Source organism: Leptolyngbya cf. ectocarpi LEGE 11479 (assembly GCF_015207065.1).
In the GTDB taxonomy this organism is placed as follows: domain Bacteria; phylum Cyanobacteriota; class Cyanobacteriia; order Phormidesmidales; family Phormidesmidaceae; genus Leptothoe; species Leptothoe ectocarpi.
The window spans coordinates 15,082-41,103 of sequence record NZ_JADEXP010000012.1; the positions used below are offsets into that span (position 1 = coordinate 15,082).

Annotated in this window: 22 protein-coding genes and 3 tRNA genes; 10 read left to right on the forward strand and 15 right to left on the reverse strand. The window is 49.0% G+C overall.

Annotation, left to right across the window (positions count from 1 at the left end):
* Nucleotides 1-34 precede the first annotated feature (34 nt).
* Entirely contained in the window at nt 35-538 is a 504-nt protein-coding gene (locus IQ260_RS02815) for an HNH endonuclease (RefSeq protein ID WP_193990659.1), read from the reverse strand.
* 95 nt (nt 539-633) lie between these two features.
* On the opposite strand from IQ260_RS02815, the gene alr reads away from it, so the two are divergent.
* Nucleotides 634-1,836 carry an alanine racemase gene (gene alr, locus IQ260_RS02820; protein WP_193990661.1) on the forward strand — a complete coding sequence of 401 codons (1,203 nt, stop codon included), beginning with the start codon at nt 634-636 and terminating at the stop codon, nt 1,834-1,836.
* A 15-nt stretch (nt 1,837-1,851) separates the two neighbouring features.
* A tRNA-Ser gene (locus tag IQ260_RS02825) sits at nt 1,852-1,940 on the forward strand.
* A gap of 15 nt (nt 1,941-1,955) precedes the next feature.
* Here the strand turns inward: IQ260_RS02825 and IQ260_RS02830 are convergent.
* From IQ260_RS02830 to gshA, 6 genes are all read right to left on the reverse strand, one after another.
* The gene (locus IQ260_RS02830) at nt 1,956-2,525 is read right to left on the reverse strand and encodes a peroxiredoxin family protein (RefSeq protein ID WP_193990663.1); all 570 of its coding nucleotides are present in this window, start codon (nt 2,523-2,525) and stop codon (nt 1,956-1,958) included.
* Nucleotides 2,526-2,597: 72 nt separating this feature from the next.
* A complete protein-coding gene (locus IQ260_RS02835) occupies nt 2,598-3,203 on the reverse strand; it encodes a peroxiredoxin (protein WP_193990666.1) in 606 nt (201 codons plus the stop codon).
* A gap of 282 nt (nt 3,204-3,485) precedes the next feature.
* Nucleotides 3,486-3,557 (reverse strand) — tRNA-Met (locus IQ260_RS02840).
* A gap of 143 nt (nt 3,558-3,700) precedes the next feature.
* Entirely contained in the window at nt 3,701-5,692 is a 1,992-nt protein-coding gene (locus IQ260_RS02845; protein WP_193990668.1) for a peptidoglycan DD-metalloendopeptidase family protein, read from the reverse strand.
* Between the two features lie 792 nt (nt 5,693-6,484).
* The gene (locus IQ260_RS02850) at nt 6,485-6,946 is read right to left on the reverse strand and encodes a tRNA (cytidine(34)-2'-O)-methyltransferase (protein WP_193990670.1); all 462 of its coding nucleotides are present in this window, start codon (nt 6,944-6,946) and stop codon (nt 6,485-6,487) included.
* A 235-nt stretch (nt 6,947-7,181) separates the two neighbouring features.
* Entirely contained in the window at nt 7,182-8,330 is a 1,149-nt protein-coding gene (gene gshA / locus IQ260_RS02855; protein WP_193990672.1) for a glutamate--cysteine ligase, read from the reverse strand.
* A 574-nt stretch (nt 8,331-8,904) separates the two neighbouring features.
* Between gshA and IQ260_RS02860 the strand changes: the two genes are divergently transcribed.
* A complete protein-coding gene (locus IQ260_RS02860; RefSeq protein WP_193990673.1) occupies nt 8,905-9,477 on the forward strand; it encodes an SRPBCC family protein in 573 nt (190 codons plus the stop codon).
* A 190-nt stretch (nt 9,478-9,667) separates the two neighbouring features.
* On the opposite strand, the gene IQ260_RS02865 is transcribed toward IQ260_RS02860, so the two are convergent.
* On the reverse strand, nt 9,668-10,099 hold the full coding sequence (locus IQ260_RS02865; protein ID WP_193990674.1) for a DUF2267 domain-containing protein: 432 nt from the start codon (nt 10,097-10,099) through the stop codon (nt 9,668-9,670).
* Nucleotides 10,100-10,354: 255 nt separating this feature from the next.
* Between IQ260_RS02865 and IQ260_RS02870 the strand changes: the two genes are divergently transcribed.
* Nucleotides 10,355-10,427 (forward strand) — tRNA-Glu (locus IQ260_RS02870).
* 162 nt (nt 10,428-10,589) lie between these two features.
* Here IQ260_RS02870 and IQ260_RS02875 read toward each other — a convergent pair.
* Together IQ260_RS02875 and IQ260_RS02880 are read right to left on the reverse strand one after the other, a co-directional pair.
* Nucleotides 10,590-12,140: an ATP-binding protein gene (locus IQ260_RS02875; RefSeq protein WP_193990675.1), complete on the reverse strand. Its 1,551-nt coding sequence runs from the start codon at nt 12,138-12,140 to the stop codon at nt 10,590-10,592.
* A gap of 401 nt (nt 12,141-12,541) precedes the next feature.
* Complete coding sequence (locus IQ260_RS02880) at nt 12,542-12,823, reverse strand: Npun_R1517 family heterocyst differentiation transcriptional regulator (protein WP_193990676.1); 282 nt, start codon at nt 12,821-12,823, stop codon at nt 12,542-12,544.
* 635 nt (nt 12,824-13,458) lie between these two features.
* On the opposite strand from IQ260_RS02880, the gene IQ260_RS02885 reads away from it, so the two are divergent.
* Together IQ260_RS02885 and IQ260_RS02890 are read left to right on the forward strand one after the other, a co-directional pair.
* Complete coding sequence (locus IQ260_RS02885) at nt 13,459-14,025, forward strand: CPBP family intramembrane glutamic endopeptidase (RefSeq protein WP_193990677.1); 567 nt, start codon at nt 13,459-13,461, stop codon at nt 14,023-14,025.
* A gap of 16 nt (nt 14,026-14,041) precedes the next feature.
* On the forward strand, nt 14,042-14,437 hold the full coding sequence (locus IQ260_RS02890; RefSeq protein WP_193990678.1) for a hypothetical protein: 396 nt from the start codon (nt 14,042-14,044) through the stop codon (nt 14,435-14,437).
* Here the strand turns inward: IQ260_RS02890 and ftsE are convergent.
* The 4 genes from ftsE to smc all read right to left on the reverse strand — a co-directional run bounded on the left by ftsE (nt 14,434) and on the right by smc (nt 21,054).
* Nucleotides 14,434-15,246: a cell division ATP-binding protein FtsE gene (ftsE, locus tag IQ260_RS02895; RefSeq protein ID WP_193990679.1), complete on the reverse strand. Its 813-nt coding sequence runs from the start codon at nt 15,244-15,246 to the stop codon at nt 14,434-14,436. The two genes, IQ260_RS02890 and ftsE, sit on opposite strands and share 4 nt — an antisense overlap.
* A gap of 225 nt (nt 15,247-15,471) precedes the next feature.
* Nucleotides 15,472-16,248 (reverse strand): WecB/TagA/CpsF family glycosyltransferase, encoded by a 777-nt coding sequence (locus IQ260_RS02900; protein ID WP_193990680.1) that lies wholly within the window; start codon nt 16,246-16,248, stop codon nt 15,472-15,474.
* Between the two features lie 92 nt (nt 16,249-16,340).
* Nucleotides 16,341-17,138, reverse strand: a complete 798-nt coding sequence (locus tag IQ260_RS02905) for a PRC-barrel domain-containing protein (protein ID WP_193990682.1) — start codon at nt 17,136-17,138, stop codon at nt 16,341-16,343.
* Nucleotides 17,139-17,286: 148 nt separating this feature from the next.
* The gene (smc, locus tag IQ260_RS02910; RefSeq protein ID WP_193990684.1) at nt 17,287-21,054 is read right to left on the reverse strand and encodes a chromosome segregation protein SMC; all 3,768 of its coding nucleotides are present in this window, start codon (nt 21,052-21,054) and stop codon (nt 17,287-17,289) included.
* A gap of 444 nt (nt 21,055-21,498) precedes the next feature.
* On the opposite strand from smc, the gene IQ260_RS02915 reads away from it, so the two are divergent.
* Nucleotides 21,499-21,942, forward strand: a complete 444-nt coding sequence (locus tag IQ260_RS02915; RefSeq protein WP_193990686.1) for a pre-16S rRNA-processing nuclease YqgF — start codon at nt 21,499-21,501, stop codon at nt 21,940-21,942.
* 33 nt (nt 21,943-21,975) lie between these two features.
* Here the strand turns inward: IQ260_RS02915 and IQ260_RS02920 are convergent, their stop codons facing one another.
* Nucleotides 21,976-22,761, reverse strand: a complete 786-nt coding sequence (locus IQ260_RS02920) for an MlaE family lipid ABC transporter permease subunit (RefSeq protein ID WP_193990688.1) — start codon at nt 22,759-22,761, stop codon at nt 21,976-21,978.
* Between the two features lie 265 nt (nt 22,762-23,026).
* Here IQ260_RS02920 and IQ260_RS02925 point away from each other — a divergent pair, with 265 nt between their 5' ends.
* The 3 genes from IQ260_RS02925 to IQ260_RS02935 form a co-directional block, all read left to right on the forward strand.
* On the forward strand, nt 23,027-23,251 hold the full coding sequence (locus IQ260_RS02925; protein WP_193990690.1) for a hypothetical protein: 225 nt from the start codon (nt 23,027-23,029) through the stop codon (nt 23,249-23,251).
* A gap of 180 nt (nt 23,252-23,431) precedes the next feature.
* Complete coding sequence (locus tag IQ260_RS02930; protein WP_193990692.1) at nt 23,432-25,039, forward strand: M16 family metallopeptidase; 1,608 nt, start codon at nt 23,432-23,434, stop codon at nt 25,037-25,039.
* Nucleotides 25,040-25,091: 52 nt separating this feature from the next.
* Nucleotides 25,092-26,022 (forward strand): M16 family metallopeptidase (locus IQ260_RS02935; RefSeq protein ID WP_193990693.1); only part of this gene is annotated, 931 nt, incomplete at its 3' end.

Here is a 26,022-nt window from a genome sequence, read left to right on the forward strand (position 1 = left end):
GAAATAAAGCAAGGTAATCATAAGCGTAGATGACTTAACCAGTCAGACCAATGACATATTTACGCCATTCCTGATGGGCGTCTCCGCGCGTGTGGCGGGCAATTTCAAAGTAAAGACTGCTGTGGGGTTTGCGAGGTGTTATCCGCAGCGGCATCCTGGCTTCTTTAGGGGTCCGATTGCCTTTTTTGACGTTGCAGCGTACGCAGGCAGAAACCATGTTTTCCCAGACTTCTTTACCTCCTCGAGAACGAGGCACAACATGGTCTAGGGTCAGGCCATCACCGGCATAACCACAGTACTGACACGTGTGATTATCGCGATACAGCAGGTTGCGACGGGTCAGCGGAATTTCCTTATACGGTATACGTACGTAGTGACGCAAACGAATAACTGTGGGCAGAGGAAAATTTGTGTATATAGCGATCCCATTGTGCTCTACAGTCTCGGCTTTACCCTTGATAATCAACACAATGGCACGTCGCCAGCTCGTGATATTTAAGGGCTCATAGGAGGCATTCAAGACAAGAACCTTACTCATTGAGGTTCAATCTAAGAGGGGTGATTTGATACTAGCACAGGTCACCTGAATGCCTTGGTAATTGAGATACTGTGCTGTGAATAAGGAGATGCAAAATGCTCAGTTGGGATGATACGCCAAGTGTGTCAGCAATGCGATGCTCACGAGCTTGGGTAGAGATCAATTTAGAGGCTATTCGGCATAACGTTCAGCAATTTCGTCAGTTGCTCAAGCCCCAAACTGACCTGATGGCGGTGGTCAAAGCCGATGCGTACGGACATGGTGCAGTCGCTGTGGCGAGAACAGCCTTAGATGCCGGGGCAACCTGGCTAGGCGTTGCCACTGTACCCGAGGGAATTGAGCTGCGACAGGCTGGTTTATCTGCACCTATTCTGGTGATGGGAGCCTTGCACCATCAGGAAGATGTGCGGGCGTTAGCTCGCTGGCAGCTGCAGCCAACAATTGTTACCCCCAAACAGGCCCTTGTATTTGCGGATGCGTTGAGTGACGCCTGTTTACCACTCCCCGTTCATCTCAAATTAGATACGGGGATGTCGCGGTTGGGGTTTGATTGGCAACGGGCTTTGGAGTTTGTGGAATTTGTCAGTGACCTACCGGCTTTGGAGGTCACGAGTCTGTATTCCCATTTTGCTACTGCAGATGAAGCGGATGAGACGGAAATGAGACGACAGCATGAGCGGTTTGAGAGTGCGATCGCAACCCTCAAAAAGCACAACCGACTACCACAGCGCCTACACTTAGCTAACACCGCCGCCACCCTGAGCGATGCCACCACATTTCAGTACGACATGGTGAGGGTAGGATTGGGCATCTATGGCCTGACACCTGCTCCCCATCTGCGGTCGATACTCAACTTACAGCCTGCTTTAGAAGTAAAAGCTCGTATTACCCATCTCAAACAAATTGCCGCCGGTGCCGGTGTTAGCTACGGTCACCGTTTTATAGCAGAGCGTGCAATGACCATTGCCGTTGTGGGTATTGGCTATGCCGACGGCATTCCCCGACAGCTTTCTAATCAGCTGCATGTGCTCATTGACGATCAACCTATTCAGCAAATTGGGGCCATCACCATGGATCAACTCATGCTAGATGTATCCCCGCTTGATGGCCTCAAAGAAGGCGATACCGTTACCCTGCTGGGCGGTTCACTACCCCATCAAATTACGGCTGACGACTGGGCTAATCGTATAAATACAATTTCTTGGGAGATTTTGTGTGGCTTCAAACATCGCCTGCCACGTATTATGACAAGAAATAGCTCAAGAAAGCTTTACCCAGCAGAAGATAGCTTGTTATAATGCAGCTCAGACCTTGGAGAGGTGGCTGAGTGGTTGAAAGCGGCTCCCTGCTAAGGAGTTATAGGGTGTAAACTCTATCGAGGGTTCGAATCCCTCCCTCTCCGTTCTATTTCAACAGTTCAAGCCATACGATTGGCATTGTGCACAGCCCAGAGCAAGCGTTCCGGACTTGCATTTGTATAGGCAAAGGAAAACAAATGCTGAAACGTCAGCTTGCCCGAGCGATCCACTACAAACTGTGCAGGGAGCGGAGCCCCCAAAGCCTGACCCGTACCATAGCGCCGAAAACTAGCACAGCTAGGATCCACCAGCAGTGGCATCATCAATCCCAAATCTCGCTGTACGATCTGGCTTTGACGTAGATCCGTGCTCGTAACCATCAGCACCTCAGCCCCAAGCTGCTCAAACTTTTTATAGGCTGCCAGCATCGCCAAAATGTGTGGATAACAAAAAGGACAGTACTGCTTTTCAGTAAAAATACGCGTAAAGTCAAGTACCACAACTGACTTATGACGGTAGCTAGATAACTGAATAGGTGCCCGCTGGCCAACAACGGGAAGCTCTAAATCAGGTAAAACCTGCCCTACTTGAAACCTAGATAACGCCGGTAGGGGCAAAAAGTTTTTAACAAAGCGCTGACTAATGACCCCGCGAAAGTCTAGAGAAGTCAGCTTGAAAGCTTCAGACATCAATAACCTAAGGGAGTCAACCTAACTATGCTTGATTTGGGAATTGAACCATTCCACTTAAACTGACGCAAATTAAACTGACGCAAAAAATTCCTTAGATTTGATCGGATCAGGAGTCATCGTTTTATCTCCAGGCGTCCATCCTGCTGGACAAACTTCATCCGGGTGAGACTGCACATGCTGCACAGCCTGCAAAACCCGTAGAGTTTCATCCACACTCCGCCCAAACGACAGATTATTGATAGTCGCATGTTGAATAGTACCGTCCTTGTCAATCAGGAACAGACCACGCAGCGCTACTCCTGCCTCAGGTTCAAGCACATTATAAGCGGTACTAATCTCCTTCTTGATATCAGACACCAGAGGATAAGCTAGATCCCCCAATCCACCAGCTTTACGCTCTGTCTGAATCCAAGCTAAATGCGAAAACTCACTGTCCACAGAAACACCTAAAACCTCGGTATTGAGAGTGGTGAACTCATCGTATCGATCGCTAAAAGCCGTAATCTCAGTTGGACAAACAAAAGTAAAATCTAGCGGATAGAAAAACAGAACTACGTACTGACCGCGATAGTCAGATAGCTTAATAGTTTTAAACTCTTGATCTACAACAGCCGTGGCTGTGAAGTCAGGAGCAGACTGACCAACACGCAGACATCCTTCCGCCGGGGTACTCATCCAATTGTCTCCCACAAATTTGAGAACTACTATGCAAACAACTTACGCCCATTAAGACGGCTTAACTAAGCTTACTGGTTAAGTTTTTCACCACCAACCCAAAGCATAGTTTAGCAACTGTAGAATCGTACCGTATCGTTCATAACAATCCTACAGAAAACCTGAGGCCACCTAAACTGCTAATCAAACTAAACAATCCTACAGAAAACCTGAGGCCACCTAAACTGCTAATCAAACTAACATAGTCTACGCAGCACAACGATATATCTAAATTTAAAAAGATGGCTCAGACGTGATTTGAACACGTGACCAAGGGCTTATGAGTCCCCTGCTCTACCACTGAGCTACTGAGCCAGTTTTTGCTACCTTTATCCAGCAGCTCATTAAATTTATCACGAAATGTCAAGGAACCACATAGAAAATTAGAGTTCCCCTTTAAAGAAAACCATCAGCTTGTTGAACAAGCTGATGGTTTTCACAACACTATTTCGAAGTCTCTAGCGACTGGGGAGCATTGCCATTGGATTCACCGTACCGCGATCGGGCATGTGAACTTCGAAATGCAGATGGGGACCCGTACTATAGCCAGTACTACCCATATCAGCAATGTGCTCACCCTGAGCTACACGTTGCCCAGCTCTAACCACAATTCGACTGTTGTGAGCATAGCGGGTCATACTGCCATCAGCATGACGCACCTCTACTAGGTTGCCATAACCACCAGAGTTCCAACCTGCTTTCTCAATAACACCAGGAGCAGCTGATACAATCGGCGTCCCAACAGGTCCTGCCACATCGATACCACGGTGCATACGTCCCCAACGCCAGCCATAACCAGACGTTAGAGTACCGCGAGTCGGCCAGATATAGCCATTGAAATAATCAGGAGCCTCTGGAAGGTACTCATCAGCAGAGGGCAAAATTGGCATCTCAGGCGAGACAACTTGCCCAGCAGCGGGTGCAGGAGATGATACGTAAATACTCGGATCAAGCGGTGCAGCCGCTAAAAGCTCAGAACGCTCAGTCTCGACATCTGGTACAGAGCCTCCCCGCGCTTCTAACCGACTACCCTGGAATTCAGGGTTAACTACAGTGCTAGCGGCAGCTGGCGTTGTTTGCCTCAGAGCAATGGCCTCACTGTCAGATCTCACAGCCGCATTTAACTGTTGAGCAGAACTAACCTCGGCTAATAAATCAGCCGTATAGGGGTCTTCAACAGCTATAGGCTCAGCTTCAGAAGACTGCGCAGCAGCAGCCTCTTCTTCGCCGCGCAATAGCTGCAGCGTCGAAGGAGCATTTATACGACGCTCAACTTCAACGGTTGACTGCAAGCGACTCAAGCGAGTGCCGTCAAAATCGCTCAAAGAAGTCGATGCAGTCAGTTCTGAAGAAGAATTTGCAAGAGACTCTGCAGCTTCAGCAATAACCAACTTGCTAGCAGCCTGTTCGGGAACAGCTAATGTATCGCCAGTTACGATGAAATCAGGGTTTTCTAAACCATTAGCTTCAGTTAGCTCTTCAGGCGTCGTACCTAAAGCAAGCGCAATGTTATCTACCGTGTCACCTGGAAGCACCTCATAGGCTGCAGAGGGCGTATTGATGACATTTTCTGGCGAGGCAGGAACAGTTTCAACAATTTCTATCGGGGCATGTGCTGGATCCTCAGCCTGGAAGCCTTCGGAAATTTCAGACGTTTCAGATTGAACAGCATCAAGTTGCATAGGAACATGCGTTTGTTGGACGCTTGCAACTTGGGTATTGGCAGCTAGCTGTTCTAAATCAGACTGAAAGCCATCAGACTGAGATACTAGCCCGGCTGAACGCAAAGAAACATCTCCCGTGAGTTCTTCGGCAGCAACAACCGGTTCATCAACTGCATCTGAGATATCACTACTTTGCTGTAGATTTTTCGTAACATCTCTGTCCCCATCAGCAATAGTCGCAACTAGGCGATCAAGACTGGGGGCTTGAACTTGACCCTCAGAAATATTTCGCTGAGAACCTGGCAATAGCGATACTAGCGTTGGCTGACTAGCCGTCAGCTCCTCTCCAGGAACCTTAATAACTTGACCCACCTGAAGTGGTGAATCAGGGGATATGCGATTGGCAACCTTAATATCTTGAACTTCAACCTGGTGCTCTTTGGCGATTTGCCAAAGGCTGTCACCTTGTTCAACCGTATGATAAACGGTTAAGCCTTGACCATTAACCGAAGGCTGTACCAGCTGACTATTGAGCACAGATGGTAGCTGAGGAGATTCGCTTGAAGCAGCGGACTGCGTAGGAACAAAAGATCCAACTGCTGCGGTTGCTTCACTGTCAGCGAATAAAACTCCAGATGCACCGAATGAAAGTGCAAGTCCTAGCATGGCGACAGACTTTGATCTGCCAGCGTTTCCAGACGAAGCTTGCTCACTAACAGCAATCATGTCGGGAAAACATGAATGACTGATTTCAGACTTGGGCTCCTGAGAATTTGCTCGTTTCAAGGAATAACCTCCTAAATGACCAGCGTTCAACTGTTCGAAACCAACTTGTCCCTATGCAGTTGCCCGATCGCGGGTCGTTGACTACAAGTTGAATCAGGTAGATGAGGCAGCAGAAGTAGGCAAAAAATGCGTTTCAACTGGTGAACACCCTTCATACCCAACTTAGGCAAGTTTACACGACTTAATCAAAAGATCAATCCTGCACAAAACAAGTTCCCTTTGATTCTCCAAAATCAACATGAAATTGAATTTGCGATGGATTTTTATTTTGACAAGGGTTTAGATTGGATTTCCGGAATCCTCCAAATCTATTTGTAGTCAAGAGTTTACGCCATCGTACCGATAGTCATGCCAAGGGAATTGTGGGTCGAAAAATAGGGTGTCCCCCCCAATATCATTCGATCAAGGCTGGGATAGCCAAAAATCTCGCTATCCTATACTGCCCAATTATTTCAAAGATTTAAGGGCAGGAATAGTTTTGATAAACTTCACTCGCTATAGAAAATTTTTATCGCAAGAATACTGTGTTTGTAGCTTAGGTAACTGTCTTTAGAGGGTGATACGGAGACCAAGCAACTATCTTTTCCTAGTAGAAAAGAACTGTCACAGCCATTGATAGAAAGGCAGTAGAGCTGATTGTGTAGCTCTAGCTACCGAACGCCATTACAGTAATGCACTGCGGTTAAAGCAAGCTTCTCTATATATCTATAGGTTCATAGATATATAGTCTGATTAAATAGGCCCGTGCATCCTCAAACAACTCACTGAAATGCACGGGTACCTGAGATGAGGTCAAACTAAGTGACCCAGCTGACGAAGCGCTTCAAACAGTCCAATTGCAGCACTTACGGAAAGATTAAGGCTACGTACGCTGCTATGGGGCATCGGTATTTTGGCCGTGTAGTCACAGGTGCCAAGCACGTCTTTTGATAACCCTTGGCTCTCACTGCCAAATAACAGCCAGTCATCGTCTCTATAATTAATCTTTGTATAGCTATATGTGCTTTTAGTAGTAAATCCAATCAGCCTGCCACCTGCGTTTTGCTGATATTGGTGAAAACTGTCTATGGACGGGTGGACTTGTAAATTGACATGGGGCCAATAGTCTAGACCCGCTCTCTTGAGATAGCGATCGCTAAGTTCGAAGCCTAGGGGCTCTACCAGGTGTAGTTCAGTGGCAGTGGCAGCACAGGTACGGGCGATATTGCCTGTATTAGGCGGAATTTCTGGATTGACAAGGACAATTTTGGGCATTGACATACTGACAAATAGTTAGCTCAGTGAGCTCAGACTGAATTTTTAGTCGCTTCAGGAGCATTCTGAACAGGCTTTATATAGGAGTTCCTAATCAATCGAGCTAGGTTATGGGCCTTGATCGATTTTGAACTGTCCTGATCTTAGAAAGATACCTGCACGACAGCAGAGACGTATTTTGAGGCAAGCTTATGTATCTCCCTCATCCCGATTAAGCATCAGATACAACAGGTCCTCAAGCAGGCTGACATAGATCGCTCTGTAGTGCCTGTTCCTGACGCTCCATAATTTGAATGGTTTGAGCCATCACTTGGGGAATATCCATACCGGTCTCAATCTGTTTTAACCAGTTCTGGGCCTGATTCCCTTCTCTGAGAATTTGTTTGATCGGTGTTAAAAAGCAAGCAATACCGTGAGCTTTGGCAATTGGCAGCACGTCGTTATAGATCTGAGTGATCCAATCCGTGGCATTGATGGGTTCACCGTCATACCAGTGACGTAATTGCGCGTTGAGACTCGCTTTAGCAACTTGTTTTTCATTTTCATCAATGATGTTTAACAGCTCCTCGTGGCGGCGTCCGGCAGGAATTTGGCTAGAAACCAGGGGATCTAGGCTCGGATTTTGCTGCAGTTGCAGAAGCCGAGCTTCTAGGAACGCCGTGATCGCCAGCAGATGGAGTGGATCAGTAACCAAGTCTGAAATTCTTAACTCTAGGCGATTGAGATTATAGGGACGGCAATCTCCATTGGGCCGCACCGATACCCAAAGATGGCGGACATTTTGCATTGTGCCTAACTGGAGTTGCGCCTCTGTCCATTTGATAAAGTGCTCGTGACTTTCAAACAGAGGAACCTGCTTGGGGGTTTGGGGGAATAGATGCCAGCGGGTGGAATGATAACCCGTAATCTGGTTGTCAAGAAATGGCGATGAGGCACTTAAAGCAAGAATAAGGGGAGCTTCAGCTCGAACCAAGCGACAAGCACGCATCAGCAATTCTGGATCATTAATACCAAGGTTGATATGAATACTGGCGGTAACTACATCGGTGCCATAAGTATTCTCAATGTAGGCATGATAAGGATTTTGAGGATCGGATCGGTAAAAGATATCGCTGTTACCAGTAGATAAGGTACTGCCAGGAATCAGGGTGTAGTGAGGCCCAAGCCCCTTGAGAAAATGCCTGAGACGACGACGGGGAGAAACCAGTTCACAGAGCAGCTGCTCGTATTGACTGAGTGGTGGTGTGGTGTATTCAACGTTGCGGCTGTCTGGCTCCCGTACAAATCCGCTGAGGGATTTAACAATCTTGTCAGATAGACCAATGATTTCCCCATTGGTGAGGCCAGTATATATTTCGACTTCAAACCCTTTTGACAGCAGCACGGTGTTACTCCAAGGTAGGCAGCTTTCTTTTGTGGAAAGTGATCACCTGTCCATATTAAAGGCTGAGGCGTGGACTGGCGCTGTTGCTTCGGACAGGACTGGCTTAGGCAAACCTGCACTGAAACAAACACATCAAGACACGCCCCCAGCAAGTTAATGATCGGCAGTTCTGACGCAGACTTTTGAAGCGCATATATATAGATGATATGGAATACGGATGATATGGATTAGATCAATCATGAAAGTGGATATGAACTCCTGTCTATATATATAGATATAGAGATTAATGGAGTAGATAATATGGCCATGATGAAAAAGCCCCCCACTGTAGAGGTTGGAGACATAGAGCATAGGCCTAGCAGACTGGGCACTCTACGGAAAAGTGATGGGCTTATACGGCTAAAAGCTATCGTTAATGATCGGTTCAGGGTAAATTGCCATGACCAAAGCAAAAACTTCTGAGGAAAGTAGCAATCTTTTTCTCTTGTGAATGCAATTGTTGAGAATAGATGGGTTAAGCTACTAGGGAAAGATACTTAGTGATCCATCAGCTGTCTAACGAGTTTGACCAACTGTGAATCATGACGTTCTAACACTTACTTCTAACGTGACGGCAGATAAAGACTCTGTCATTCGGCTCAGCAGCTCTATGGGTCAACAAGTAAGTGTCAAAACTGAAAAACTAACTCCCCGACAGCGTCAGATTGTGGCGGCTGTGGCTATTCCTTGTCATTTGGAGCAGGTATGGCAGATTTTGACAGATTATGAAAAGCTGGCAGATTTTGTTCCGAACTTAACCAGCAGTCGATTATTGAGTCGTCCTGGTGGTGGTATTCGACTAGAGCAAATCGGGGCTCAGTGTTTTCTAAACTTCAAGTTTTGTGCCCGCGTTATTTTGGATATGACTGAAGTATTTCCTCAAGAGATTGGCTTCTCTATGGTTGAGGGGGATTTTAAGAAGTTTATTGGTAGATGGACATTAAAACCTGCACTGTTAGGTGAAAAAGATGCGACGGTCTTGTCCTATGAGCTTGTGGTGCAACCGCCATTGGCAATGCCAGTGCAATTAATTGAACATCACATCTGCAATAATCTGACTCAAAATTTACTGGCAATTTGCGATCGCGCCACGGAGCAATTTGCCTAAAGATACAGCTCAGTTATTAATCGGGTAGTACATAATCACTAGCCAAAATCAAAGCAGCGCTGCCTAATCTGGACAGCGCTGCTTTCTCTTGCCACGCACAACCCATATAGCAGAAAGTGCCGAGGAGGAAAGCGTGATCTCCAACTATGCAAGCCTGATCGACAGGATTAGATGAGGTCCGGCATATTGACTAGACCTGATCCCACATAATTTTAAGCCCATCAGGTAAAAAGCTGGATATTTCCTGAACACGCTCAGGCGGCAACTCCTCTCTGATTGTTGAAAAGACAGCAATAACCACACCTTCTGGTGTAGAGCCCTTAGGCACCCCACCCTCTTGCTGAATGCGACGTAGAAATGTTTCTGTGTCAACTTTGAGTGGCGGACGCAGCTTCGCCAAAGCAGCGACAATAGGGTTGTCATCCTTCCAAAGCAACGCTATCTTCTCATCATCCAAGGTCTCTTGAGTCCGTTCCGCAGCTTCTGTTGTCATCAGATCTCGTAAAGAGCGAAACACAACAATAGTGAGATCTCTCGCGTCATAAATATCAGGCAGACTCGCCTTTTGCATGACCTTTTCTAAAAAAGCTTTTTCAGCTGGGCTAAAACTTTTGGATGGCATAGCTGCCTCCTTATGTCAGTGGACTCACAAAAATAGTACTGTTTGCCTACCCTAAAAAAATACCTCTAAAGGCATATATCAATAGGAGTAGTCAACCACCATGCAACATGCAATGGGTACAAACAGGATGGATTTGTATCTACGCTATGGGGAAGTTGCGATCGCACACAAAAAAATTGTCCTCAGAGATTTGACATTGATTCCCTCGCATTTGTATATTTATAAAGGCCCAAGCAAAGATGCCAAGGCAACCATGCCCCCATCGTCTAGAGGCCTAGGACACCTCCCTTTCACGGAGGCGACGGGGATTCGAATTCCCCTGGGGGTATTAACTTAAAACTGCGCCACAAGCTTTAAAGCTTGTGGCGCAGTTGCTTTACAGGCCTATCCTTGGTTTATATATGTGGGTTAACTCCGGTTGCGTCCGGTTAATAGCGGCCACATTTTAGGTCAGAAATTGAGCATGGATTTTGAGGACAAAAGACCCACATCATCCTCGAATTACAGTGATGGGGCGGTTACAACGTGTTGTCGCTTGCTCTGTTTTTGTCCGTTCGGCAATGGCAGGTATCCCCGGACGTTGGTCAAAAATCACTAGCCAGCCTGTCGTTAGACCTAATCCTGCCAGATAACGATCCAACTGCGCTAAGCCAGCCTTTAGCGGATCAGGACGACCCTCGCGCCAAACCTTGAGTTCCATTGCGATCGCCACATCCCCATAGCGCAGACATAGATCCATCCTGTCTGTGCCAATCGCATATTCCCGCTCTAGCGTTCCACCTCCATTCACTACCCGATGTAAAAACGCCATCAGCACCAGATGGGGTGCGATCTCATGGTAGGGAGCACTTTTCAGTAACGGCTGACCATGCTGCCGCCAAAAACCTAAAAAGGATTGTAAAAGCCGATCGGCATCGAGCGTACCATCTGCAGTTAGCCAGCTGGGATGAATTACTGGCAAACTATCCTGAGGACCACTAGCCAACACCCTAGGTAGCACTTCTCTATAGATTGGATTGGCTGGCATTAGTCCACCAGCTGGGTTCCTGACTACCAAGCCCAAATCTACTAAAAACTGCCGGTCATCCTGGGAAATGACGCCTAGCTCTTGGCCTGCCAGCATTGGGCCAATCACCGAACGGACTCGATCTTCTCGCAAAATACTGACCAAGCTATCAAGGTGGGTATCCTGCCTCCGAATCAACGCTTCTTTGGCCACTTCAATATGTTCAACGTTGATAGACTGCGTGGTATCAGTGACCAACTCCTCGACTGTTTCTTTGGCTAAAGCATTCACCAACCAGGGCTGTCCCTGAGTTAGCTCAAACGCATGATTGACCGCATCAAGTGCAAACACTTGGCCCGTTTCAGCCGTATGCTGGGCATATAGCTGCCCCACCTCTTCAACATTAAAATTGCGCAAGGTAAGCGACTTGATTTTGATGTTGAACGGACTTGCCGTGTTCAGACGGTCGCTGCCGCCTGAAGACACCTTATAGTCCCGCACATCCCGGACCCCGATCAGAGCTAGGGAATGAGGAAAGTTTTGAGGGCGGTCAGGATACCCCGAGCGCAGCTGTCTCAGTATAGAAATCAGGGTTTCATTTTGCAGGCTATCAATCTCGTCAATAAAGATGACTAACGGTCGAGTAGACGCACGCGACCATGCTCTCAGCGCAGCCTGTATGCGTTGACCAGAAGCGGCTTCTGGCCAATCGGGTGGATAAAGTTCATTGGGTAGATGATTTTCAGCGCGATCGCGCCAGCTACCCAACAGGGCTAACTCTGCCGCCCCCAAATCCTGAGAAAAAACAGCCCCAACCTCAGCAGAAACCATCAGGGCTACATATTGACCGCTAGCTGTAAGCTGCTGAGCCAGAGCTAGCATGGCCGTCGTTTTACCTGTCTGACGCGGGGCATGGACCACAAAATAACCTTGCTGAGCAATCAGTCGATCCAGCTGCGGTATCCGAGCCAGCGGGGAAAGCATGTAGTGAATATCTGGTTTACAAGGACCCGCAACGTTAAACCATTTGGGCATCAGACAAGCAGCGTATTGTGATCGTGTCTCTATCTTACGAGACCTGCAGTTAGCTCCAGGCTGACTACTTGCAATATATAGTCATGCACTTACGCTATGGGCATCTCGGTTCCCTAAAGTGATGGATTTTATGCACAGGCTATTGTCCTATCCCCTATGCTTCAAACACCTATAAACCAAAGGATTAACAACGTTGATAGATTATGATTTTCGAATTCTCCTGGGGGTATATATCAAAAACTGCGCCATGAGCTGCATAGCTCATGGCGCAGTTGCTTTATGGGCCTATCGTTGGTCATATATGTGGCATAACGTCAGTTGAATCCAGTTAATGACACCCCTATTGTAGGCAAGGTTTTCGGTCAGTAACTGAACCCTTCCAAGTCGTGATTTAATCTCATTCAAGCCCACTTCCGGGAATTTCGGAGACGAATAAGCTGCCGCCGCATAGCTGGGGAGGCATCTAATGCTTGAATTTCATGGACATTGATTTGGGATTCCAGGGATTCTAGATACTCATCATCACCATAGGTATAGGCATCCACTAAGGCTTCTATTAATGCGCTCTGATCACGCTCATCAATAGTGACTTTATCCTCAATCAGTCTAAATTTAAGGCGCACCTCACATTCATAGATAGTCACACTGTCATTTTGGGCAGAGAGTTCGAAGGATGTTCCCATAGGTTGATTTATTACGGATGTGATCAAGAAAATGAGGATAAATGACTATATGAGCGCTAACCTCACAGCCGAGGAATGGCTCAAGCATCACGTCTATAGCAAAGGTTTATCTATTTAAATAAATCCCATATCTCATTATATTTAACATTCAATTTCATTGATTTATCGAGGCTTTAGGTAATAAGAGATCATTTCAAAAAGCGATCTATAGATCATCATTTAGCTGCCTATTAGCTTTTCTAAATTTATTCAAAATAAGCAGAATACGTCTCTTTAAGGCATTTTTACGGCTTAAAGACTATTTGTTTTTGAGTTATTTTTATATAACTATTTTTGAAATACACCAAGATATATACGCTATGGCTGGCCTTAATTTGATGGCTCAAAGTTTTGATAAAATACATCAATAAAGCCAGCTTTTTTAGGGTGAGCTTAGCTTTATTTAGAAATAGCGTAGGTCTTCCTTTAGCCGGGTTAGGAGCAATGCTGACCAGGCAAAGGTTGAGAGCTGAGAAAGATCTGCATTGCGCTGATGGGCTGACGGCCTAGGACAGCGTAAGATGGTATCGCCTGTCTAGTACGGCATTCTGCTGCCGCTTTGTGGATTGAACCAACCTGACCCACCTAACCCCAGTATGGAGCCTTTGACACGCATTCAAGTGCTGGTTGCGATCGCAGCAACGGCTCTGGTGCTGTTTCTGATCGCTCGTTTGTGGCTACTGTTTACGTCAATCGAGCAGATACCCAGTCAGCTGGGACTATATCCAATTGGCCTAGGGCTGATCTTAGGAATGAGCATTACACTCATGAGTGGGTTGCTCTACCGTCTCTGGCCCCAATATCGTCGCAGTGCCGAAGTATATCTAAATTATATTTTAGAGCCCTTAGTATTACCGGATGTCCTGTGGTTAGGGCTGCTGCCTGGAATTAGTGAAGAATTACTTTTTCGTGGCGTCATGTTGCCCGCTTTAGGGGCAAACTGGTTGGCACTGGGGCTATCGAGTCTATGTTTTGGCCTGCTACACATGAGTGATTTGCGTCAGTGGCCTTATATGTTGTGGGCAACCTGTGTCGGTGCGCTTTTGGGTTATAGCGCTATGGTCAGCCAAAACCTATTAGTTCCAGTGATCGCCCATGTATTTACCAACATGGTGTCAAGCTTAGTTTGGAAGGTGAAAGCAACCCATTTGGCAGCCCGTTAGCAACTCTCCTAGTCTGGTGTCTATTTCCAATCCACAGTCAGTGCCATCAGTAAACCTGCCAAATACTGAGCAAATATTAGGTTTAGCCATATTTGACGCCAGAGGCTTACCCCGTGATTATTTCATCACGCTTGAACACGACGATACCGAATGGATACAGCTAGTGTTTCAGGCACTGGGGCTGCAACAGCTATTGACCTCAGAGATGGAGCTACCGAAGCTAGACAACGTTGTTATTCGTACCAAAGTCGGCAATATTGTAGTGATTCGTGCCGAGCAAGGATATATCGCATTACTAATCAAGCGATTATTACCACAGGAACGTCCTCATATCGATCGCCATTGGGTGGACTGGATACTGAACTTTGAAGCAACGGTGGTCAGGACCAATCCCAACTTTAAGGTCGTCTAATGTCTGACATAGGTTAAACGTCCGTCTTGGATTTGGACGACAGGATGATTCGATGCACGCACCAGCTGCTCATCGTGGGTGGTCACAATAACCGTAATACCCATGGAGTTGAGCTTTTCTAAGATTTTGATGACCTGACGAGAGTTATCTCCATCCAAATTGCCAGTGGGTTCATCCGCCAGGAGTAGCGGCGGAGTACCAACAACGGCGCGGGCAATGCTTACCCGCTGTTGTTCACCACCGGATAGCTGGTTGGGAAAACTACTCGCCTTGTGCTGTAGACCTACCATCCGTAGGGTAGGTCGCAAACGACGATTAATTTCTCGACGGCTATAGCCTTGAGCCCACAGGACAAACGACACATTCTCCGCAACGGTTCGCCGAGGAATCAGTTTGTAATCTTGAAACACAATGCCAATGCGCCGACGCAAGAGCGCCAGTCGATTGCCACGCAGCTTAGCCAAATTCTGAGCATCGACCAGAATATCCCCAGATGTTGCACGTTCTTGGCCGTAAAGCAGCTTGAGCAAGGTAGACTTACCCGCACCGGAGGGGCCTGTCACAAATAAGAAGTCACCGCGCTTGACTTGGAGATTAATATTGCGCAGGGCCTGACTACCATTGGCATAGGTTTTAGTAACGCCCGTAAGTGTTACCAGGGGGGCTTTAGAGGTCGCTGACCGAGTTTTGGGTTGGGTCGTCTGTGCGGATGTCATTACCGGCATGCCCTGAAACCTCACATTACGTCTGGCTTCGACATCTTGGCGACGAGTGTAGCGAGTCTTAGGCGGAGTCACAGCAGATGTCATAGAGGTGAAAAGTGAAAAGATGGTGCAAACGGGAACGCAGGGATTGAAAGGAGACTGATGCTTATTTTGTCTCTGTACAAGAATATCGGTAATGGGAAAAATGTCTAGCCCTTTGACATTTTTTTAGGTTGCTTGGTTTCGATTTCTGACCCTCTATAGGATCTAACAATGTGAGGAATGGAAACGTAGCGACATTACCAAAAGCATGGAAACATACGCTTGGCTCTAATCTGAAATTCGCCAGCCTAGATCATAGCCAATGGAACGAAAGACAAACTTAGGCAACGCTAACATGCGTCGCCAGCGCCAGGGTTCTTGATACAGGCGATAAAGCCACTCTAGATGGTTTTTACACATCCAGTGCGGGGCTCGCTGTTTTTTCCCGGCCCAGATGTCAAAGCTTCCACCCACGCCAATCCACATGGCATTTGGACAAAGCTGACGATGCCTAGCAATCCATAATTCCTGTCGTGGCACCCCTAAGCCAACAAAAATAAGGCTGGGCTGTAGCGTTTGCAGCTGATGCTGAAAGTCTACCTGCTCAGCGTCAGATAGGTAGCCATGCTGTGCGATCGCAACATTCAAATCTGGCAATCTATCCTGCCAGTGCTGAGCCGCTGCCGTCGCTAAACCAGGAGCCCCCCCATAAAACACCACTGGTTCTGTCGGCTGCAGCTGACTGAGCACGTCCACAGCAAACTCAATACCGGGATAGCGTCGGAGGTGTCGCCGCTGTATCCACTGAAAATAAAGCTGAACACCGGCCCCATCCGGAATCACCAAGGTGGCATTCTGGATAATTTGCCTGAGCTGGCGATTCGTTTCGGCCTGGACACACATTTCTGCATTCAGGGTGACCACATGACCACCCACACCCGTCCGCACAGCCCCTAAAAGCCAGTCTACATAGCCGACACTTCCGGTACTTTGGTGTACTGGCAAACCCATAACAAATAGCGTTTTGAGGGGGGCAGGAGTAACGGGCACAGAGGTAGCTACCATGGGCACAAAACGATTGAGAAACTTAGGGCACGATGCCACGCATACCGTATATCGGTTTGTTTAATCCTGGCAACACCTAGCCTAGAACAATACTAGAAATCTTCTTCTTCGTATTCGATAACTTTTTTCTTTTGAGGAATATTCAAGGGTTTAGCCTGGTAGGGCTCTTCCTCAGGCATAGGCTGCTCCACTGGAGGCCGGGATGGTTGTTCTAACTCTAGACGCTGTGGCGGTGCTACTTCCCGACGCACTTCGGGCGCTTGCTGTTTGAGCCCTGACGGCAGCTGATTACTCGCCGATGTGGGCATGATGTAGCCGTCGTCTTCTCGCTCCCAGGGAGCTGTACCCAAACCGAGACGCTCTAACAGACCCACGCTAATCTGTTTGAGTTTTTCTTCTGACCCTTCAAAGACAATGATGCGGTCTGGCCCGGTGCTGACAATTTCTTCGACAGGCAGCTCGTAGGAGCTAATTACCTGGTCTGGGATCTGAGGCAATCCCATGGATGCGATCACAATGGACTGCAGTTTGCCGCTGACCACATCAAATTTAAACCCACGCACCCGGCCTAATCCTTCGCCTGACTCAGTAATCACTTCGCTTTTGACGAGGTTGCTATAGGTGGCCACACTAATGTCATCTTCAATGACGGTATCGTCATCAACTAAAATCACGTCTCCAATCTTGCGGATGCTGCTGAGCAACATGATCTGCTCAGGTCCAGAAACGACTTTAGATAAAATATTGTCTCGTAGCCCCAGGGCGACGACTTCACATCGGTCTATATCGACCCACAGCTGGCTGACCACGCCCAGGCGACGGCCTGTAGAACGGGTAATCACTTGGGTACCAATCATGTCGGAACGCAGCCGACTTTGTTCAAAACTCATCGCTGGGGTCTACTGTGTGAAGTTGAGTGTAGCAGTCAGATAATCTACTTAATCAGAAGGGATGTTTCTTAACTGAAGGAAACATTCCTCCCCACATTACACCCTATACTTCGTTTTTTTGACAGTGTGTGAAACCGAAATGCCCCCTCTACCCGCCAGCCGATGCCCGCTGTAGGTTGATTCCCAACACCTGGGTATAGGCTCCCCTAGCCTGGGTAACCCCGATGGTGCGTTCGGCAGATTCGATCATGGGGCGGCGCAGGCTCACCACGATGAACTGGGCCTGTTGTGCCTGGTGGCGGATCATTTTGGAGAGGCGCTCAACGTTGGCTCCATCCAGGAACATATCCACTTCGTCAAAGGCGTAGAACGGCGAGGGTCGATAGCGCTGGAGGGCAAAAATAAAGCTCAGGGCTGTGAGGGATTTTTCACCACCGGACATGGAAGCTAAGCGCCGGACTGGTTTACCTTTGGGGTGGGCCACTAGGTTCAAGCCGCCATTAAAGGGATCCTGAGGGTCATCGAGTTGTAGATAGCCGTCACCGTCAGACAGCTCGGCAAAAATGGATTGGAAATTTTTGTTGACGGCGTCAAAAGCTTCGCGAAACGCCTGACAGCGTAGGGTAGTGAAGTTTTCAATCCGCAGCAGCAGTTCGGTGCGTTCTTCTTCCAGGGTGGTGAGCTTATTGGTGAGTTCTTCTAGACGTTCCTGGGTGCGCTCATATTCCTCTAAAGCCAGCATGTTCACCGGTTCCATCGCCTCTAAGCGACGCTGCAGAGATTTGAGCTGTTTTTGTAAGGTCTCTAGGGTGAGATCGGCTGGCACTTCCGGCAAGGGGTCAGGGAGTTCAGCCTGCTTGACTTCGATAGAGTGCTGTAGTTCCACCAGCTGCTGCTGTCGGCCTTGCTGGGTTTCACTGAGCTTTTGCTGCTGCCACTCGAGCTGCTGTAGCTGGTTACGCTGGTCTCGCAGCTGATGCTCTTTGCGATCGCGCTCCGCCTTCTCCCCCGCCAAGGTTTTATCTAACTCAGTCAGGGCCGCCTGGGTGGCGATAATTTCTTGTTTTAGGGTGGCCTGCTGCTGATTCAGCTCAGTTTGCTGGCCGATCTGCTGCTGCTGCTGCTGCCGGCCTTGACCCATGGTTTGCTGCCCCACTTGGATTTTTTCCTGGAGTCGCTGTTGTTGGGCCTCCATCTCGTTTTGGCGCTGCTGGGCGGTTTGTAATGCCTGCTGGCAGGTGGTCAGTTCTAGTTCTAGGGCACGGACTTTGCCCTGGGCCTGCTGCCATTCGCTATGGGTTTGGGATTCTTCTAGGGCCGTGAGTTCCTGTCGTTTCTGCTGAAGCTGGGTTTCTTGGGCAGGTAGGGATATTTCTAATGTCTGTAGCCGCTGTTGAGCAGTGGTGTATTCGGTTTGATATTGCTGTTGCTGCTGTTGGGCTTTTGCTAGGCGCTGCTGCAGCTGCTGGCATTGTTGCTGGGCTTGGGTGTTTTGTAACTGCTGTTCTCGATAGCTTTGGCGGGCTTCGATCAGGGCTTTGGATTGGGTTTTAACCGTGGTGTCAGCTTGGGCCAGGGCGCGATCGCAACATCCTAAAATGCGCTCAATTTCTTGTAGTCTTTCCCGTAGGGCCTTCGCTTCAGCAGATTCTCCTGCCTCGACCGTACCAAAGTGAAGACGTCCTTGGCGGCGCAGGCTCCCCCCGGTCATGGCTCCACTACTCTCCAGCACCTCACCATCCAGGGTAACCATACGAAATTTTCCCAGATGACGGCGAGCGTCATTCAACCGCTCAAATACCACCGTATTACCAAATACAAAGGCAAAGACCTCGCGATAGATGTCGTCGCATTCAATTAAATCCACCGCATAGTCTATAAATCCGTCAGGGCGTTCCCAACGGCCTACTTTTTGAGTGCGGGGAGCCCGGATAGCATTCAGCGGCAAAAAGGTGGCCCTGCCAGCACGCTGGCGTTTGAGAATATCAATACCTCGGGAGGCAACGCCGTCATTCTCAACCACTAGGTAGCCGAGACGGGCTCCGGCAGCAATTTCTAATGCCGTCTGATATTTGGGATCCACCCGGCCCAGCTGGGCCACCAGACCACAGATGCCAGTTAGACCGTTTCTGACCAAAACTTGAGTGGCTTGGGTGCCGTGGGTTTCTTGTAGTGCTTGCTCTTGGGCTTCTAGCTTATCGAGTTCCCGCTGCTTTTCGCGTAGCTCCTGGAGCAAACGCTCGCGGGTTTGTCGCTGAATTTTTAGCTCCTGTTCAGCGGTTGCCACGGCTTGGGCCAGGGTTTGAATAGTGACTTTTGCCGTTGATAGCTCGCTCTCTTCCTGGGCAGGGGCCTCTGCTAGCTCGGCTTCTAATCCCTGAATGACGGTAGTTTGAGTCGCAATTTGACTTTGCAGTTGATTCAGCCGCTCCTGTAGACGTACGTGCTCGGAGCGCTGGGGCTCTAGCACTCCGAGGAGGGCTTCAACCTCGCGGCGCAGGGTGGTTTGGGTTTCAACCCAGGCTTGAGAGGCAGTTGCGATCGCGCTGGTCGCTTCTCGACTCTCCTCCACGGCTTGAGCCGCGCGATCTCGCGCCGTCTGCAGCTGCATAATTTCAGTGCCACTCAGGGTAGCCAATCGCTGCCCCAGGACCGTTAGCTCCTGACTTTGTTGCTGCAGCTCAACCTGGGTTGCCTGTAACTTGGCCGCTAGCTCTCGGGTGGACTGCCTGAGGGTCTGTTCTTGGCGCTCCAGCTGTCGCAGTTCAGCCTCTTGGGTCGCCAGCTTGGACTGGAGCGCCAAATGCTCATCTTCCCCCAATGCCTTGACCTTGGTATTCAGCTCGTCTAGCTCTTTAGCCGTCGTCTCAATCAGGGCGACCAACGCATCACGCTGCTGGGCCAGCTTTGCCGCCTGCTCCTTACCTTGAGCAATATGGTCTTCTAATTGACGGGCTTGCTGCTGTTGCTGCCGCCATTCCAGAACGGCCTGCCACTGGATCTTCTCTTGTAATGTGGCCTTGAGCTGCTTATATTTCTCAGCTTTTTTACGGTCCTGATCTAGTCGTTCGAGCTGATCAATCAATTCTCGCTCCACAATGCGAAAGCGATCTTCGCGATCGCGCACCAGATCCAGCTTGAGTTTGGCTTGATCAATTTTGCGATCAAACGATGCGACACCGGCCAGCTCATCAATAATCTCTCGACGTTCCCGTGACTTCATCGAGATGATGCTAGTGACATCCCCCTGCAGCACGACATTGTAGCCTTCGGGATAAATACGGAACCGCTGCAGCTGCTCATGCAGTTCAGTCAGCGTGCAGGGCTGACCATCAATAAAGTAATTAGAGGTATAGGTACCTTGAGCCGTGACTCGTAACCGGCGAGTGACGCTCCACTCCCGAGGCAGAGGCACAACATTATCCAACGCTGTCGCAGCTGGCGAGCTAGACGGATCAGCTGAGGGAGCCGCACTACTGGTGGCATCAGCATCAGACGATATTGGCAGATCATCATTTTGAGTATTGTGAACAGACGGTTCATCGCCTTCTGAGGCAGCATCTGACTCTAAATCTGCATCGTTGTCACCCTGGGACGGTAGCTCGGTCGCGGTAGGCGTATCATCATCCCCGCTCAAAAGCTCCGCAGACACATCGCTAATGTCAAACGTGGCCGTAACACTGGCTTCCGAAGTGGAGCGGCGACTGGCCTGATTTTGATTAACCAAGTCCGGCAAACGCTCTGCTCGCATGCCTTTGGAACTGGCTAACCCCAAACAAAATAGAAGCGCATCAAGAATATTCGACTTCCCCGAGCCGTTGGGACCAGAAATAACGGTAAACCCTGGCAATAGAGGAACCTGAGTCGTTCCTCCAAAAGATTTAAAGTGGGAGAGTTCAACTCGCTTTACATGCACAAAGCAAACGCATCCGAACTAGTGCGTACAAGTGTACTTAGACCATAGCATTTGCATTCCATTTACAGCCAGTGTCAACAGTAATTAACCGATAATTAACAAGGGCTAAAAATGAGCGTTGAACGTCAAACCGCAATGGCCAGAAAACCAACGACGCCAGACTACACGCCCTGGCCAGTATGACTAGCAAATGATTTAGTTTTGCCAGCCTTCAGTTTGGCAGATTTTGCTGAAAGCGCAAGTTCCGTTACCCAATTTGCAGAATTGACGACGGCAATGCAGGCATCCTAAGGATAGTCCTAAAATAGGAGTGTGCAGCCCCAGACGCTACCTTCTGTCCATAACCAACTTACAGATTCTTTGGTGGGACACACTTTTAGGCCCTAGCGTGGGCTTAACATCCTATATTCTTTGTCTATAGTAATTTCCTATATCGTCAGCTCTGTGACCTCCACTGTTTTTTCTAAGCTCTCGCAGCCCGTTATTCTAGGGTTTGACCCAGGCCGCCACAAATGTGGTTTAGCGATTGTCGGGGTAGATCGTTCGCTGTGCTACCACGAGGTGATCTCAGCAGGCGACGTCATTGATCATATTGAATCCTTACGCCAGACCTATCCTATCTCGTTGATTGTGATGGGCGATCAGACCGGTGCAAAGCTCTGGAAACAGGAACTCTCGCGACTTAAAGAAAGCCCTAACGTCATTTTGGTGGATGAACGCTATAGCAGTTTAGAAGCTCGCGATCGCTACTGGGAAATGTTCCCACCCACCGGACTAAATCGCCTATTGCCCCAGAGCATGCGCAGTATCCCTCGCCCCATTGATGACATTGTGGCAATTTTGCTGATTGAACGATATTTGAACAAGCTAACTGAAGTGGAAGCTTAGGTTAATCAATGCCCCAAAGCCGATTCTAAAATCTTAGAAGTCTAAAGCCGAGCTTTGAAACATCAGCCATGACAGAAAAAAGTTGCTGATAAAAATGGCCAGTAGGGCGGTGACAACAGCCGTCGTTGTAGACTGCCCCACGCCTTTAGCACCGCCGGTTGTCGTCAATCCCCAGCTCGAGCCAATAATGGCAATCAGGCTGCCAAAGACCACCGCTTTGATCATGGCACTGACTAAATCCCACACGCCCATAAAGACACGGGCCGAGTCCAGAAAAACCGTCTGGGAAATATTGAACATTGTGTTGGTGATCAGTAGTCCCCCCGTCATGCCTGTAATAAACGACAAAATGGTCAGGAGGGGCAGCATCAGAGCACAGGCCACTACCCTCGGCAATACCAGATAATCCACCGGGTCTGTTTTGAGCAGCTGCAGCGCATCAATTTGCTCAGTCACCTGCATGGTGCCAATTTCCGCCGCAAAGGCTGACCCCACACGGCCTGCAATAATCACAGCGGTGAGGACCGGGGCTAGTTCTCTCGCTAATGTCAAAGCCAGCACGCCACCCACCGCAGTACTGGCACCAAAGTTAATAAACTCTCGGGTGACTTGGATGGTAAAAACCATACCCACAAAACTAGCGGTCACCAGGGTGATCAGCAATGACTCAGGGCCAACAGCAGCCATTTGCTCAATGGTGTTGCGTCGATGTAACGGTCGCGTCAACAAATGAACTATGACCTGACCACCGAGTAATATGGCAGCCAACAGACGCTGCCCCCACTTGGCAAGGCTCGACGTAGAAAATGCAGCGGACAAAAGGGATGACTCCTCAACTTAGATGCTGGGCAGCAATGGTCTAATTATTTTAATGGGTTAACAAATAGATTAAGGTTAGACCCTAAATGCTCTGTAATTTTATGAAAATTTAAGATTCCTCAAGCTGGCGGTTTTTCCCACCTACAGCTCCTATGGTTGGATTGGGTTAGTTCATAACGCCCATTCGGCTACAGTACGGCAGGAGGTAGACATGGGCTTACAGTTCTTTAGCTCTTTACTGTTGACATTAGGGATTTGCTTTATTATGCCTGCCATCAGTCTGGGGATGGTGTTAGGGGCACTAACTCTAGGCACATGCTCTCCACTATCCACTGTCAGCACGGTAGGCAAAGATTATTTAGTAGATTTTTTGATCACGTTTGGAGCCGGTGATGTCCTGAACGGTATCGTCATTATTTGCCTGACCATTAGTATTGTCGGCGGGTTGTTTGAAATGTTTACGTTCTACAAATACGGTTATTTGAAGTAAAGCACTCTGGAGTAGCGCGTAGGAATTCACCCCCTGCGTTGGATAGATAACCGAGCAAATGGGACCTTACTCCAGATTGATAGAGCTAACATCAGTGCTTTTACGAACTTGTCAATATCTTGTTGACACAACATAAAGAAAAGTATCTATGCTGGTAACGGTATTTTGCGCTGAGGTGCTATGGGCGTAACTCCGCTAGCTAGGTCAAAGGTTGGATTGTGGACAACTGTTCTTGCCGTATTTCTCACGGTATTGACGGTATTAGGACTGCTGAGTTTTGGTGCACCCGCTTCGGCCCAAGGGTCAGGGGCAGCTCCCCCAGAGCAGCTGGCGGCTGACGCCGATCCAACGGAAAATTCGATTCAGCCCTATCTTGATCGAGTTGCTGATGCCGTTAGTGAATTTACCCTTGATAACGGCATGAAGTTCATCGTTCTAGAGCGCCATCAGGCTCCGGTGGTCTCGATGATGCTCTATGCCAAGGTGGGGGCTGTTAATGAAGCAGATGGGCATACCGGTGTGGCCCATTATTTAGAGCATTTAGCCTTTAAGGGCACAACTAAAATCGGCACTACGGACTACACAGCAGAAGCACCGCTATTGCAGGAGATGGATGCGGTGTTTGACCAGCTGATGGCTGCGGAGGAAGCGGGGGATGATGAGCAGGTAGCGGCGTTGCAATCGCAGTTCGAAACCCTCCAAACCCAAGCCGACAGCTACGTCGAGCAAAACAAGTTTGGTCAAATCATCGAACAGTCCGGCGGTCGCGGCCTCAACGCTACCACCTCTGCCGACGCCACCCGCTACTTCTATAGCTTGCCGTCCAATAAATTAGAGCTATGGATGTCCCTGGAGTCCGCCCGTTTTCTCGATCCTGTCTTCCGCGAATTTTATAAAGAAAAAGAAGTCATCCTCGAAGAGCGCCGCATGCGCGTGGACAACTCCCCCATCGGCAAAATCATCGAGAAATTCTTAGAAGTCGCCTTTGACGAGCATCCCTACCGCCGACCGGTGATTGGCTATCAGGACGATCTGCGTACGGCCACTCGCGAAGACGTTGCTCAATTTTTTGACGCCTACTATGGCCCCAGCAATCTGATTGCCACCGTAGTCGGTGATGTCAACCCTGACAATGTTAAAGCCCTAGCCACTGCCTACTTTGGACGCACCCAGTCCCGCAGCTTGCCCCCTGAAGTCACCATCCAAGAGCCCCCTCAGACCCAAGAGAAATCCTTTGAACTCACCCTACCGAGCCAGCCTTGGTATCTCGAAGGCTTTCATCGCCCCGGCATCAACCATCCTGACCATGTCGTCTACTCCATGATCGAGAGTATTTTGGTTGGTGGCCGCACATCACGCATGTATCAAGATCTAGTCGAGCAATCCCAAGTTGCCTTAAATATTGGTAGTGCCAACGGATTTCCCGGCGATCGCTACGACAACATTCTGCTGCTATATGGCCTCACCGCCCCCAACCACACCGTCGATGACGTGGCCGAGCGGATAGATATGCTGCTAGCCCAGCTCAAGCAGGCCCCCGTCACCCCGCAAGAACTAGAGCGGGTCAAAACTCAGGCCCGAGCATCCATGCTCCGCAGCCTAGATTCCAATTCAGGGATGGCCAGCCTACTGACCGAGTACGAAGCCAAGACCAACAACTGGCGCAACATTTTTAAAGAACTCAAGGCGATCGAAGCAGTAACCGCTGAAGATGTTCAACGTGTTGCTCAGAAAACCTTTATCCCCAGCAACCGTACCGTTGGGAAACTCTTATCAGCAGAACCATAGACGTCAGACTATAAAAGTCCCCACCGTCCATTGCCCATTCTCTCCTTTCCTTATGTTCTGGTTTTCCAAACGACGCCTCACTACAAGTTTTTTTCTGGCCCTGGCCGCCCTAGGCTTGGTCCTCACCTTGGGATGGAGCAAGCCTGCCAATGCAGTAACGGCACGTGACTATGACGAGCTGGAATTTGCCCCCCTTGGGGAAATTCAAATTCCTGACTTTGAGCGCTACGAGCTGCCCAACGGCATGGTGGTGTACCTGATGGAAAAACACGATCTGCCCTTAATTCGTGGTTCGGCCACCTTTAAGGCAGGGGAATTTATGGAACCTGAGGACAAAACCGGTCTAGCAGGCATGATGGGCGAAGCAATGCGTACTGGGGGCACCGCCAGCTACACACCGGATGAACTCAACCAGTTTCTAGAGCAGCGGGCAGCCTCTGTGGAAACGAGCCTTGGAGCTACCAGCGGCAGCGCTAGCTTTAGTGCTCTGAGTGAGGATTTAGCCGATGTGTTTTCGATTTTTGCGGAGGTCATTCAGCAGCCAGCCTTTGCTCCAGAAAAAATTGACTTGCTCAAAAGCCAGTATCGTGGCAGCATCGCCCGCCGCAATGACGACCCGGATGACGTCACGTCACGTGAATTTCGCAAGCTGATCTACGGCCCAGCAAGTCCGTTTGCTCGCATGGTGGAATACAGCGATGTCGACAATATTTCACGGGACGATGTCGTTGGCTTTTATCAAACCGCTATTCAGCCCAGGAGTACGATTTTAGGCATCAGCGGTGATTTCGACGCCGCCCAGATGAAAGCGCTGATCGAGGAATTCTTTGCTGATTGGACACCCTCCGTCAGGGCAAAAGCTAATGTAGAGGTCCCCCAGGCACAGCAGCAAACCAACGGTCTCTATGTAGTAGACCAGCCCCAGCTCACCCAGAGCTATATTCATATCGGCCATTTGGGGGGGCGACTGGATAACCCTGACC

Excerpts from the sequence above, each read along its gene's own strand:
- IQ260_RS02900 (WP_193990680.1), bottom strand. The coding sequence starts at position 16,248 with ATGGTAGCTACCTCTGTGCCCGTTACTCCTGCCCCCCTCAAAACGCTA.
- IQ260_RS02875 (WP_193990675.1), bottom strand. The coding sequence starts at position 12,140 with ATGCCCAAATGGTTTAACGTTGCGGGTCCTTGTAAACCAGATATTCAC.
- ftsE (WP_193990679.1), bottom strand. The coding sequence starts at position 15,246 with ATGACATCTGCTGTGACTCCGCCTAAGACTCGCTACACTCGTCGCCAA.
- IQ260_RS02925 (WP_193990690.1), top strand. The coding sequence starts at position 23,027 with ATGCCTGCCATCAGTCTGGGGATGGTGTTAGGGGCACTAACTCTAGGC.
- IQ260_RS02850 (WP_193990670.1), bottom strand. The coding sequence starts at position 6,946 with ATGCCCAAAATTGTCCTTGTCAATCCAGAAATTCCGCCTAATACAGGC.
- IQ260_RS02885 (WP_193990677.1), top strand. The coding sequence starts at position 13,459 with ATGGAGCCTTTGACACGCATTCAAGTGCTGGTTGCGATCGCAGCAACG.
- IQ260_RS02880 (WP_193990676.1), bottom strand. The coding sequence starts at position 12,823 with ATGGGAACATCCTTCGAACTCTCTGCCCAAAATGACAGTGTGACTATC.
- IQ260_RS02930 (WP_193990692.1), top strand. The coding sequence starts at position 23,432 with ATGGGCGTAACTCCGCTAGCTAGGTCAAAGGTTGGATTGTGGACAACT.
- IQ260_RS02815 (WP_193990659.1), bottom strand. The coding sequence starts at position 538 with ATGAGTAAGGTTCTTGTCTTGAATGCCTCCTATGAGCCCTTAAATATC.
- IQ260_RS02830 (WP_193990663.1), bottom strand. The coding sequence starts at position 2,525 with ATGTCTGAAGCTTTCAAGCTGACTTCTCTAGACTTTCGCGGGGTCATT.
- IQ260_RS02905 (WP_193990682.1), bottom strand. The coding sequence starts at position 17,138 with ATGAGTTTTGAACAAAGTCGGCTGCGTTCCGACATGATTGGTACCCAA.
- IQ260_RS02865 (WP_193990674.1), bottom strand. The coding sequence starts at position 10,099 with ATGCCATCCAAAAGTTTTAGCCCAGCTGAAAAAGCTTTTTTAGAAAAG.
- alr (WP_193990661.1), top strand. The coding sequence starts at position 634 with ATGCTCAGTTGGGATGATACGCCAAGTGTGTCAGCAATGCGATGCTCA.
- IQ260_RS02835 (WP_193990666.1), bottom strand. The coding sequence starts at position 3,203 with ATGAGTACCCCGGCGGAAGGATGTCTGCGTGTTGGTCAGTCTGCTCCT.